This window comes from Rhodococcus wratislaviensis (genome assembly GCF_041228765.1).
Taxonomy (GTDB): domain Bacteria; phylum Actinomycetota; class Actinomycetes; order Mycobacteriales; family Mycobacteriaceae; genus Rhodococcus_F; species Rhodococcus_F wratislaviensis.
The window spans coordinates 6,447,094-6,460,886 of record NZ_CP150488.1; the positions used below are offsets into that span (position 1 = coordinate 6,447,094).

Annotated in this window: 2 protein-coding genes (1 of these 2 running past the window's edge); both read right to left on the reverse strand. The window is 68.6% G+C overall.

The genetic code is table 11. The features are described 5' to 3' along the window. Nucleotides 1-10,506 carry the start of a non-ribosomal peptide synthase/polyketide synthase gene (locus tag WKC72_RS29925; RefSeq protein ID WP_370180601.1) on the reverse strand. It extends 23,220 nt beyond the left edge of the window, so only the first 10,506 of its 33,726 coding nucleotides appear in the window; it begins with the start codon at nt 10,504-10,506; its stop codon lies beyond the left edge, outside the window. Nucleotides 10,507-11,831: 1,325 nt separating this feature from the next. Then, nucleotides 11,832-13,775, reverse strand: coding sequence for an acetoacetate--CoA ligase (locus WKC72_RS29930; RefSeq protein WP_370180602.1), 1,944 nt, complete (start codon nt 13,773-13,775; stop codon nt 11,832-11,834). Nucleotides 13,776-13,793: the final 18 nt, after the last annotated feature.

The following is a 13,793-nucleotide window of genomic DNA, read 5'->3' on the forward strand; positions in this document are numbered from 1 at the left end:
CAGTTCGTACGAGGAGCAGGTGACCGATGCCTCGGTCGGGCCGTAGTTGTTGAGGAGGCGCGAATCGGTGCCGATCAGTGCCGTGCAGGCGGCCGGCCGCAGCATCTCACCGCCGAGGAGGACGACCTTCAGATTGGGCAGGACGCCGTCGGTATCGAGTTCGGTGAGGACCTCGAACGCACTGGGTGCCAGGTTCGTGATCTGGACTTCGCCCGTGCCGATCATGCGGAGAATCGGTCCCGGATCGAAGCCGTCGTCGGCGAGGTGGAGCACACCGCCGTACGCGAGACCCACCCAGATGTTCTTCTGGGTCTGGTCGAACAGCGGGGAGTTCGCGATCAGCAGTCCGGTGCCGTCCTTCACCCGGAGGTCGCACTGGTACGACTGATAGTTGTTGGACAGGCCCAGCATCGGCACCATCGTGGGCTTGGGCCGCCCGGTCGAGCCCGACGTCGAGATGACGTGCCCCAGGCGCTTGCCGGCGTGCTCGTCCGACCACGGGTCGTGCGGGAAGTCGGTGTCGTCCAGCGATTCGAGGTGGCGCACCGTCTCGGGGTCGTCGAGCACGATCGGGTCGTCGAGGGCCGCGTTCCCGGTGGGTGCCTCGGTGAGCCCGCTCCAGGACCGGGTGGCCACCACGGTCCGCGTGCCGCTGTCCTCGACGAGGCCCGTGATCCGCTCCATTCCCCACTTCTGGTCGAACGGGGAGTACGCGGCGCCGACCTTCCAGGTGGCGAGCATCCCGATCACCCATTCGACCGAACGGGGGGTGAGGAGTGCGACGACGTCGTCGGGGCGGACACCACGGGACAGCAGTTCGCGTGCGAGCTGGTTGGCCCGGCGGTTCAGTTCGCCGCGGCTGGTCTCGACGCCGCCCGCCACGACGGCGCGGGCCTCCGGGTCGCGCTCGACCCACTCCTGCCAGCGCGTGACGAAGAGTTCCAGCGGCCATCCCGACGTTTCGGCGACCTCCGCCTCCGGCGTCGCAACGATTTCCGGTGCGGGCGCGGCGATCTCGATGTCACCGACGAGGGCGTGCGCGTCCGCGATGACCTGGTCGAGGATCGTGCCGAAGCCGTCCTTCCCGTCCTCGGACGGCGGGGCCATCATGATCGTGGGAACCAGACCGGACAGCACGACGGAGACGATCGCGTCCGGACCCATCCCGCGCTCCGACAGCGGCGCGGACATCAAGCGGAGCCGCTCGTCGAACTCGCGGTACGTCACCTGCATGCCGTCGTGGGCGACGGCGACGGCGTCGGGATCGACCTCCACCGCTGCAGCGAGAAGCTGCGGCAGCTCGCGAACTGTCATCGTGCGGGCAGGTCGGGCTTGGCTCAACTTTGCTCTCTCGTGTTCGGTGAGAATGTCGATGTCGCCTACAGCGACACCGGGATCGGTGACGACGGCCTCGAGGATCCGCACGAACCGCTCGGAGATCCGTTCCGCGGTGCTCCGCTCGAACAGGTCGGTGGCGAACGTGAACCTGCCGCCGAGGCCTGCCGGTTCACCCGACGCGTCGGCTTTCTCGGTGATCGTCAACGTGAGGTCGTACTTGGCGCCCTGCGCCATGTCCTCGATCACGCGCACGGTCAGACCGGGCAGTTCGAGCGCGTCCATCCGGTTGTTCTGGAACGACAGCATCACCTGGAACAGCGGCGAGTACGCCGCCGAGCGCCGGATCCGCAGTGCTTCCACGATCTTCTCGAACGGCACGTCGGAATTGCCGAACGCCGCCAGATCGCCTTCGCGGACCCGTTCGACGAGTTCGGCGAACGAATCCCCCGGCCGCACGTGGGTGCGCAGGACCAGGGTGTTGACGAACATGCCCACCAGGTCGTCGAGCGCCTGATCGCTGCGGGCGGCGTGCGGGGTGCCGACGGTGATGTCGTCGCTGGTGCTCAGCCGCGACAGCAGCGTCGTCAATGCGGCGTGCGTCACCATGAAGAGCGAGGCGCCGCGTTCCTTGCCGACCGCTTCGAGGCCGCGCCGCAGCTCGGGGGTGATCGCGAAGTCGATCGAATCGCCCCGCATCGACTGCCTGGCCGGGCGTGCGTGGTCCAGTGGAAGGTCGATGAGCTCGGGTGCCCCGGCGAGGGTGTCGGCCCAGTGCGCGATCTGCTTGCCCGCGAGCGACTGGGTGTCGGCGGGGTCACCGAGGACCTCGCGCTGCCATAGCGCGAAGTCGGGGTACTGCACCGGCAGCGGCTGCCACAGCGGAGCCGCGCCGGCGGTGCGCGCGCTGTACGCGACCATGACGTCCCGCGCGAGCGGCGACATCGACGCGCCGTCGGCGCAGATGTGGTGCACGACGAGGACGAGCAGGAACTCGCTCTCGCTCGTCGCGAACAGCCGGATACGCAGCGGGGGCGCGACCGTGACGTCGAATCCCTCGGTGGCGAATTCGGTGAGGGCCGTGTGGAGTTCGGCTTCGGTCACCGGGACGGGCGTCAGGTCGACGGGAACCTGCTCGGTGTCGACGACCTGCTGGTACGGGCCGTCGCCGGAGTCGGGGAACACGGTCCGCAGAGACTCGTGCCGCGCGAGCACATCCGACACGGCCGACGACATCGCGTCGATGTCGAGCGAACCGGACAGTCGCACGGCGAGCGGGATGTTGTACGCCGAGGACGCCGTGTCGAACCGGTTCATCAGCCACATGCTCTGCTGAGCCATCGACAGCGGAACGCGCTCGGGGCGCGGCCGCGCGAGGAGGACCGGCCGGCCGGAGCCGGTGCCTGCCTGCTCGGCAACCTTGACCGCGAGCCGCTCCACGGTCGGCGCCTCGAACAACTCGCGCACACCCAGACGGGTGCCTGCGGCGGCGTTGAGCCGGGCGACCGCCTTCGTCGCCACCAGCGAGTTGCCGCCGAGGTCGAAGAACGACTCGGCGACGCTGATCTTCGCGAGCCCGAGTACGTCGGCGAGGACACCGGCGACCAGCTCCTCGGTGGGCGTGCGCGGCTCGACCATCTCGGCCTGCAGGGCGTCGAAGTCGGGCTCGGGCAGAGCCCTCCGGTCGAGCTTGCCTGCGGTGGTGAGCGGGATCTCGTCGAGGACGACGACCGCGCTCGGCACCATGTGCGCTGGAAGCGTGTCGCCGACGAAGTGGGTCACCTCGGCGACGTCCACCGCGGCGCCCGCGGTCGGCAGGACATACGACACGAGGGCGGTGGAACCCGACGGCATCGACGTGCCGAGGGTGGCCGCGAATTCGAGATCCGGGTGCTTGGCCAGCGCGGCGTCGATCTCGCCGAGTTCGATCCGGAAACCGCGGACCTTCACCTGGAAGTCGCTGCGGCCCACGTACTCGACGCCGTAACCGGCGCGGTGCCCGTGGTCGACGACGAATCGGACGATGTCGCCCGTGCGGTACATCCGGCTGCCGTTCTCGCCGAACGGGTTCGCCACGAATCGTTCGGCGGTGAGGCCGAGACGGTCGTGGTAGCCGCGTGCGAGACCGGGGCCTGCGATGTACAACTCTCCCGCCACGCCGACGGGTACCGGGCGCAGCAGTTCGTCGAGAACGTAGACGGTGACCCCGCAGACGGGACCGCCGATCTCGATCCGGCTCCCGGGCACCAGCTGGTTGCTGACGTTGCTCATGACGGTGGCCTCGGTGGGCCCGTACCCGTTGTACATCCGACGACCCGGCGCCCAGCGTTCCACCAGTTCCGGCGGGCACGCCTCGCCGCCGACGACGACGACCTCGAGCCGGTCGAGTCCGGCCGGCTCCACCGACGCGAGCGCGGCGGGAGTGACGAAGGCGTGGGTGACCTCGTTGTCCGCGAGGAAGTTTCGGAGTTCCTCACCGCCGTACAGGTCTGCCGGGGCAACGACCATCGTCGCGCCGCAGCCGAAGGCGAGCAGCAGTTCGAGGACGGACGCGTCGAAGCTCGGGGACGCGAAGTGCAGGGTCCGCGCCGACGGGCTCACCCCGTAGTGGGTGCGCTGCTCGGCGGAGAAGTTGGCCAGACCGGTGTGGGTGACGACGACGCCCTTGGGCAGGCCGGTGGTGCCGGACGTGTAGATCATGTACGCCGGGTGCTCGAGCTGTACCGACGCGGTCCGCTCGGAATCCGTGACCGGCGCCGCCGACTTCGGGGTGCAGAGCGCGTCGCATTCGGACGAGTCCAGGGCGAGCCAATCGACGTCCGAGGGAAGGGTGTCCCGCTGGGCGGCCACGGTCAGGCCGAGGATCGCGCCGGAGTCGGCAACCATGTGTGCAATGCGCTCGGACGGGTAGCGGGGGTCGACGGGCACGAAGGCGCCGCCGGCCTTGGCCACCGCCCACGTTGCGATCACCGAGTGCAGCGAACGCGTCATCCCGAGCGCCACGGACGTTTCCGGTCCCACACCGCGGTCGACGAGCACGCGGGCGAGCCGGTTCGAGCGCGCGTCGAGTTCCGCGTAGGTGAGCGATTCGCCGTCCGCGACGAGAGCGATGCGCTCGCCGTTCCCCGCCGCGGTCGCGGCGAGGATCTCCGGCAGCGACAGCGGTGCGGCGGCGTCGGTGCCGTGCGCCGCCAGCAGGGAGGCCCGCTCGCCGGGGGCGAGGATGTCGATGTCCGCGACGAGTGTGTCGACGTCCCCGGACAGCGCGCCGAGCACGCGGACGACCCGCACCATGATCTCCTCGACCTCGGCGGCCTCGAAGATCTCGGGAAGGAACTTGGCCGTCAGGTGCAGCCGCGGGTCCGTCATCGCGACGATCGCCAGCGGGTAGTGCGTGGCGTCGTTGGATGTCACGTCGAGAACGCGGAGGCCCTCGATGTCGCTGCTCTTCGTGAGAGCCTCACGGTCGAGCGGGTAGGACTCGTAGACCATCAGCGTGTCGAACAGCGCGCCGAGGCCGAGTCCCTGCTGGATGTCGGTGAGCCCGACGTGATGGTGATCGAGCAACTCGGTCTGCTCGTGCTGGATGCGGTCGAGCAGGGTGCGGACGGCGTCGCCGGACCGGACGCGGACCCGCACCGGCAGGGTGTTGATGAAGAGCCCGAGCATGGACTCGATGCCCGGCACCTGCGGCGGACGGCCCGAGACGGTGGTGCCGAACACCACGTCGTCCCGCCCGGTCAGCCTGCCCAGCACGATTCCCCACGCAGCCTGGACGAGAGTGTTCATGGTGACGCCGAGTTCGCGCGAGCGCGCGGTCATGTCGGCGAGCAGGTCGTCCGGCAGATCGATCACGAGCTCACCGGGGGTGAGCGTCGGGGCGGTCTCCGCGTGCGCGGGTGCGAGGAGGGTGGGCTCCTCGATACCGCCCAGGGCCTTCGTCCATGCGGCCACGGGCACCTGCGGGTCCTGCGCGGACAGCCACTCGAGGTAGCTGCGGTACGGACGCGGCTGCGGCAGTGCCAGCGCGTCGCCGTCCACCGCGTACAGGGTCAGCAGATCCTGGATGAGGATCGGCAGAGACCAGCCGTCGAGGAGGATGTGGTGGTTGGTGACGGCGAACCGGTAGCGGTCCTCGCCCGTCTCGACCAGCAGGAATCGCACGAGAGGCGGTGCGGTCATATCGAACCGGTCGGTCCGGTTCGCGAGCATCAGCGCATCGAGTTCCGCCTCACGGTCGGACTCGGACGCGGCCGAGAGGTCGACCTGCGTCCACGGCACCTCCACCCGGTCGACGACCACCTGCATGCCGGTGCCGTCGTCGCCCGCGACGAACGCGGTGCGCAGGTTGGGGTGCCTCGCGACGAGCGACTCCGCGGCACGGCGGAGACGGCCGGTGTCCACGGATCCGCCCAGATCCATGACGAGCTGGGTGGTGTACACGTCGGTGGCGGTATCGGCCAGCGACGCGTGGAACAGCAAGCCCACCTGCAGCGGGGCCAGCGACCAGACGTCGGCGAGCGCCGGATAGTCGCTCTCGAGCGTGTCGATCCGGCTCTGACTCAGGGACACGAGGTCGAGGTCCGACGGCGTCCGGCCACCGGCCCCGGGCCGCTTCGTGTGCTCGACGAGACCTTCGAGCGCACGCGTCCACAGACCGGTGAGCTCGCCGACCTCGGAGTCGGTGAGAACGCCGTGGGGAAAGTCGACGGTGGCCGAAAGTCGCTGTTCTCCTTCGACATCCACGATCATCGCGTTGATGTCGAGGGCGAAGTGCACCGGCATCTCGCTGTTGCGGGTACCGGTCAGCTCCATCGTGTCGGTGTCGGGCACCCAGCCCGCAGCCCGGAACGCGTCGGGGATCTCGCCGACCGACACGCGACCGAGATAGTTGAAACTGATCTGCGGGCTCGGCAACGCCGCGAGAACCGCGCGGGTCTCGGCGTTGAGGTATCGGAGCATTCCGTAGCCGATGCCGTGCTCGGGTACCCGTGCGAGCTGTTCCTTCACCGACTTGACGGCCTGACCTGCGGCCGCACCACCGGCGAGGGCATCGCGCACGTCGACGCCGGGCGCCGACAACCGGACCGGGAACATGCTGGTGAACCAGCCGACGGTACGGGCGAGATCGGCGCCGGGCAGCACCGTCTCCTCGCGGCCGTGACCTTCGAGGTGCACGAGGGTCGAGGACTCGGTGACGCCGCGTTCGGCGCGCCACGCCGCGACGGCGAGGGCGAGGGCGGTGAGGAGACCGTCGTTGACGCCGCCGTGGAAGGCGCGGGGCACGTCGGTCAGCAGACCGTCGGTGACGTCGGCCGGGACCTCCAGCCGGACCCGGCCGGTGGTCGAGACCGTGTCGCGGCCGTCGAGGGCCCGCGAACCGATCAGCGGGTCCTCACCGTCGAGGGTGGTGCGCCAGTAGTCGAGTTCGGCGACGCGGCGGGCACTCCGGGCGTTGTCTGCGAGTCCGTGCGCCCAGCGGCGCACAGAGGTGCCGACCGCCGGGAGCAGCGGGTCTGCCCCGGCGGCGATCTGCGCCCACGCGGATGCGAAGTCGGGCACCAGCACTCGCCAGGACACACCGTCCACGGCGAGGTGGTGGATCACGACGAGCAGTCGTCCCGACTGCGGGGTGCGCTCGACCTCTCCGCTGTCGCCGTCCTCGCCGTCCCGCGGTGCGAGATCTGCGGAGTCCTCTGCGGGCGCGAACCAGACGAAACGCACCACGCTGCCGGTCGCCGGGTCCAACGTGTCCACTGTGCGCTCGAGGGCGTGCGCGGCCAGCGCCTCGAACGAGTCGGTGCCGGGTCCCTCGCTGAACTCGACGCGGTCGACGAGCCGGTCGACGTCGACGGAGCCGATCGGTGCGACCTCCAGCGACCATCCGGCCGGAGAGTCGGTGCGGCGCAACGACGAACGCAGAGCGTCGTGGCGATCGACGACGGCCGTCAGCGTGCGCACCAGGCGGTCGCGCTCCACCTTCGGCGGCAGGGCCAGGAGAATGGACTGGGAGAAGCGGTGGAAGTCGCCGCCCAGCTCCGTCATCCAGTGCACGACGGGTGTCAGCGGCATCGTGCCGATACCGGCGCCCGGCAGCTCCTCGAGGACGTGCACCGTCGCCGAGTCGGATGCCGACTTCGCGACCTCGGCGAGCGAGGCCACGGTCTTGCGCTCGAAGACGTCGCGGGCCGTGAACAGGACACCGGCTTCCTTCGCGCGGGACACCAGCTGGATCGAGACGATGCTGTCGCCACCGAGCGCGAAGAACGAGTCGCCGACACTGACCCGCGGCAGGCCGAGAACCTCGGCGAACAGTCCTGCGATCGACTCCTCCATGGTGCTGCGAGGGGCCACGTACTCACTGGATTCCGCCGCGAACGTGGGTTCGGGCAGGGCTTTCCGGTCGAGCTTGCCGCTCGCGCCGACCGGCATCTCGGCGATCACCACGACGGCGTCGGGAACCATGTACGAGGGCACCGCGCGGCCGACGTGGACCGTGAGATCCTCGACGTCCACCGCCGAATCGGTTTCGGGGACGACGTAACCGACGAGCCGCTGCCCCAGGGAGCTGTCGTGGACGACCGCAACGGACTGCGCCACATGGGGATACGAGGACATCGCGGCCTCGATCTCGCCCAGTTCGATGCGCAGGCCGCGCACCTTCACCTGGAAGTCGGTGCGACCGAGGTACTCGATGCTGCCGTCGACGCGCCACTTGACGAGGTCGCCGGTACGGTACAGGCGGGTTCCCGCGGCACCGAATGGATTGGCCACGAAGCGTTCCGCCGTGAGCTCCGGCCGGCCCTCGTAGCCGCGCGCGACCTGAGCGCCCGCGAGATAGAGCTCTCCCGCGGATCCGATGGGAGCGGGCCGGAGGTGGCCGTCGAGCACGTACGCCTCGGTGTTCCACACCGGGGTGCCGATCGGGATCGTGTGGTGGGTCTCCCGATCCACTTCGCCTGCGGTGGCGTGCACGGTGAACTCGGTGGGGCCGTACAGGTTGTGCAACCCGGCGTCCGACTTCGCGCGGAACGCTGCGGCGACTGCGGGCGGAAATGCCTCTCCCGCAACGAGAACGACGCGCAGGCTGGCGAGCTGCTCGCGGTCGGCCTCGGCGACGAACACCGACAGCATCGACGGGACGAACGACGTCGCCGTGACCTTCTCGCGTGCGATCACGTCGGCGAGGTAGGCGGGATCGCGATGCCCCTCGGGCGCGGCGATCACCAGACGCGACCCGGAGGCGAGTGCGGCGAACAGTTCCCACACCGACACGTCGAACGTCGTCGGCGTCTTCTGCAGCACGACATCGTCCGCGCCGAGCCCGTAGCGCGCCGCGATCCACGTGACCTGGTTGAGGACGGAAGCGTGGCTCACGGCCACGCCCTTCGGACGTCCGGTGGACCCGGACGTGTAGATGACGTAGGCCGGGTTCGCCGGCCGCAGGTCCGCGGCCCTCTCGTCGTCGCGGATCGGGTCCGCCGGCACGCCGCTCAGATCGAGGGCGTCGATCTCCAGGACGTCCTGATCGGCAGGGAAGACGAGGCCGTCCCGCGCGACCGTGAGGATGCACAGCGGGCGGGCGCTCTCGAGCACGTACGCCGTGCGCTCGGCGGGGTGGTCGGGGTCGAGGGGCACGTACGCGCCGCCTGCCTTGACGACGGCGTACATCGCAACCATGGAGTCGAGCGAGCGGCGGATCGCGAGCGCGACCTTCGCCTCGGGACCCACTCCCCTGCCGATCAGCGTCCGGGCGAGACGGTTCACCCGCGCGTCGAACTCGGCGTACGTGAGCTCCTCGCCGTCGAAGACGAGCGCCGTCGCGTCGGGCGTGCGCCCGACCTGGGCGTCGAACAGGTCGACGACGGTCCCCGTCGGCGGCGACACGACGTCGCCGTTCCACCCGGTCACGACCTGTCCGCGTTCCTCGTCGCTCATCGCGGCGAGGTCCGACACCGACGCGTCGTCGCCGGCGCCGAGGAAGCGCTCGAAGAAGTCGAAGAAGCGGCTGTGGTGACGGTCCAGCTCGTCCGCCGAGTACAGGTTGGGATTGGCCTCGAAGTCGATGTGGATCTTGCTGCCCGCCACACCCTGGTAGATGTTCAGCGAGAGATCTTCGACCGGTCCGGTGGTGAGGACGTTCTGGTGTCCGGTGACCGTCCCCAGCTTGATCTCGCTGTGGAACATCATGATGTTGATCGACGGACCGAAGAAGCCACGCTGGCCCTGGGGCGCTCCGGCGTCCCGGCGGATGTCCTCGTGCCGGTACCGCTGGCGACGCAGGGCACCGGTCAGCTCGATCTGGACGCTCTTGACCAGTTCGGGGACGGTCATCTCCGGGGTGATCTGCAGTCGGAGCGGAACGATGTTCGACACCATTCCGCCGGAGCGGCGCAACGTGGCGGTGGTGCGCGCCGAGACCGGGAGGCTGAGGACGACGTCCGTCCGGTCGGTCATGTGGGCCAGGTACGCGGCGAATGCGGCCACCACGATGGGCGCGGAACTGGCGTTGCTGCCGCCGAGGGCCTCGTCGAGAAGGGTGGCGGTGGACTCGGGCAGGGCCTCGGAGGAAAGCCGCGCGAACTTGCCCACCATGGCCGCACGACCGGCCAGGCTCGGGGCCTCGGGCAGGTGCGCGGTGCGTTCGGCCCAGTATTCGCGATCCTTCGCGAACCGCTCGGAGTTCCGGTACCGCTGCTCGTCCTCGACGATCCGGACCAGGTCCTCGGCGCGGCACGCGGGCGGCTCGGTGCCCTCGACCAGCGCGGTGTAGATCTCGGCGATGCGTGCGATCAGCGCCATCGCGCCGAAACCGTCGAGCGCGATGTGATGGATGCGGCAGAACCAGAAGTAGTGATTTTCCCCGACGTGCAGCAGGTAGACCACGACGAGGCGGTCCTCGAGGAGGTCGACGGGCGCGCTGTAGTTGGCCCGCATCCACTTCTCGGCGGCGTCGACGGAATCGTCCTCGGCGCGGAGGTCGACGTAGGTGATGGCGTCGTCAAGGGACTTGTCGACGTACTGGTAGGGCATCCCCTCGATCTCGACGAGGCGGAGGAAGCCGGAGCCGAACTCCCGGCCGGTACGGACCGTGGCCTCGGTCAGCAGGTCGAGGTCGATGTCACCGCGAAGCTCGATGTACTGGGCGATGGTGAGAGGAACGTCGCCCATCGCGTGTTGCGCGAACCAGATGCCTCGCTGCGCAGCCGACAGCGGAAACGCCCCTTCCGGAGCACCGCTACTACCCGCTGCTTGTCCCGACCCCAAGGGTTACTCCGTTCTCGAACGCGTGGCGACTGCCGCCTGTGTCTTTGGTGGTTCGTAGCTCTCGGTCCCACGGACTGCGTCGTGGGCCGGTCTTCCGATGAACGCCATCACATGAACAGGCCTAGCCGGTTCGAAGCATCTCGCGGAGCGGGGACGTGCCGGGCATGGGACGCCCTGCGCTGATCGAAGAGTTCCACCACACTCGGAGTCGATGTCAGACGATCGTCCGAAACCCGATTGCCTACGACGCTGAACACTCCAAGGCCCTTACATCCCGAACTATCTGCGGTGAGCGGGTTCATACGTGGCTCCGTTCTCTCATCGATCCAACAAGCGGCCACCCAATCGGTGCTCGTCATCCCCCGAGTCGAGAGCCGAGTCTACGGCGCTGGTGGAGGAGCGAAACATCGTCGCGATCATTGCTTCGGCCTCCTCTCGCTCGGTGGTGACAATTTCGGTTCGTACGGTTCTGCGGTAGCGCCGGGAATTACATCGGTGTCGGATCCACTGCCGTTACCGGCGCCGGTGTGACGTACCCAACCCTCGATACTTCCAGAACCAGGCCTGAATTCGATCTTCGACGCGCACATATTCAACAGGCCGAACCACATTCCGGGCACTGTGTACAACCAGAATGCGGATACCGTACCGAGAGTCGGAATTTCGCTAGGTGTACAACTGTCGTATCCAGTTTCATGTTCCGCCTCCCGACTGTTATTCGTGCACGGTGCAACCGATCTGCTGATCGGCCGCGGCATTGAACACTCACTGCCCCCCGTGACCGCAGTTTTTGCCAACCACCGTGTCTACCAAAGCCCCGCGCAGGTCTCAAAACGGCGAGCACCCGCAGTTGCACATCGGGAATAACCGACCAGGTCAATCGCGCATCCCCGTCGAACGAAAACTTGGACGTTCAAGTGAGCTCCCAGGCTCCGGAAGATCGCCCGCTGACCTGCCACGAGGACGCAGACACGCGTCCCCGGCGAAGGGACGTGAACCGACGACCCCCGGGCCGCATCCCAACATCTGGAACGCCCTCCCGGGGCGTGGCACTCTCGATGTCCGATTAGTCGCGATCGCGGCGGCGCGGCCGATCGGAGGCCGACGGGAGATTTCTCACATTCGCCGACATGGGAACGTCGAACTCCACGGCGCTACCAGGGAGTAACCAAAGTAAGACTAACCTAACCGTTGGCGCCCAACGGCACTGACGTCGACAGACGCGCCGCTCAGCGTCCGTGCCGCGCGAACCAGTCGAGCAGGGCGGGGTCGTCGACGGCGCTGCGGTCCACCGTGCGCCCCGCGTCCGCACCCTGGAAAATGCGCTTGAGCGGCACCTCGAGTTTCTTGCCGGTCCGGGTGTGCGGAATCCCCGGCGCCTCGATGATGTCGTCGGGCACGTGCCGCGGAGAGGCCTGCTCACGTATCGCTCCGCGGATACGCTGCTTCAGCGCGTCGTCGAGTTCCGCCCCCTCCGACAGGACCACGAACAGCGGCATCCAGTATCCGCCGTCCGCCAGGTCGACACCGACGACAAGCGCCTCGGCAACCTCCGGAAGCTTTTCCACCACCTGGTAGATGTCGGCGCTACCCATCCGAATTCCGTTGCGGTTCAATGTGGAATCAGATCTGCCGTGCATCAGGACGGTCCCGCGGTCGGTGATCGTGATCCAGTCGCCGTGCCGCCACACTCCGGGAAACACATCGAAATACGCTTCACGGTAACGCTTTCCGTCGGGATCGTTCCAGAACGACACCGGCATGGACGGCATCGGCGCCGTCACGACCAGTTCACCGACCTCCCCTCGCACCGACCGACCCGACTCGTCGAACGCGTCGACGGCGACACCCAGGCACGGGGCGGACAGCTCCCCCGGCCAGACCGGCACACTCCGCGCTCCCCCGACGAACGCCGACACCACGTCGGTCCCACCGGTGATCGACACGACGGGAACTCGGCGACCGACGTTCTCGGACAACCACAGTGACGATGCCGCCGGCAGCGTGGACCCGGTCACCCCCACCGCGCGGAGCGCGCTCAGGTCGTGCTCTCGCACGGGGACCACCCCCGCCTTGTCGCACGCGAGAACATAGCCGGGACTGGTGCCGGCCACGGTCACGCCCAGACGTGACACCAAGGCCCACAACGCATCCGGCGTAGGAAAGGACGGGCTTCCGTCGTAACAGACGATGGTGGCCCCCACCAGCAGTCCCGCCGTCTGGAAGTTCCACATCATCCAACTGGGACTGGTGTACCAGAAGAGGGTGTCGTCGCGTCCGATGTCGAGTTGGAGCGCGAGCGACTTCACGTGTTCGAGGAGAACGCCGCCGTGACCGTGCACGATGCCCTTCGGCAGGCCCGTGGTTCCCGAGGAGAACACCACCCACAACGGGTGGTCGAACGGGACGGCGACGGACTCGAGTGCGTCGTCCCGGGCGGTGGCCTCCGCCCAGGTGAGGGTGCCGTCGGCGGCGGCGTCCGGATCGAGATGCGGCACGACTACCGTCAGGGCCAGCGACGGCAATCCGCCGCGCAGCTCGGCCGCCGCCGCGAGCCGATCGTGTTCCTTGCCCCCGAACCGGTAGCCGTCCGCGGTGATCAGCGCTTTCGGTTCCAATTGACCCAGGCGATCAAGCGCGGCCGGCGCGGAGTAGTCCTGTCCGCACGCGGCCCACACGGCGCCGAGCGACGCCGTGGCGAGGAACGCGACGACGGCCTCGGGAATGTTGGGGAGGTAGCCGACGACCCGGTCACCGACCCCGACTCCGTGCTCGCGGAGAGTCGCGGCGAGGCCCGCCACCGCGGACCGCAACTCGTCCCACCCGACGGAGATGTCGGTGGCGCCCTCACCTGCGTACAGGATCGCCGGTGTGCCGGGGCGGGCGTTCCGGAAGACGTGGTCGACGTAGTTGAGGGTCGCCCCGGGGAACCAGACGGCACCCGGCATCGCGTCGTCCGCGAGGGCCGGTCCGGGATCGGTGGCGGACCGGATCTCGAAGTAGTCCCACACGTCCTGCCAGAACGCCGCCGGGTCGGCGACCGACCAGCGCCACAGCGCCCGGTAGTCGTCGACCCGGACGCTGTGACGACGGGCGACGAACCGGGCGAAATCGGTGACGACCGCGTCGCGCACGTCGGATTCGGTGGGCACCCATTGCGGATCGGCAGTCATGGGCACCATCTTCCCCGA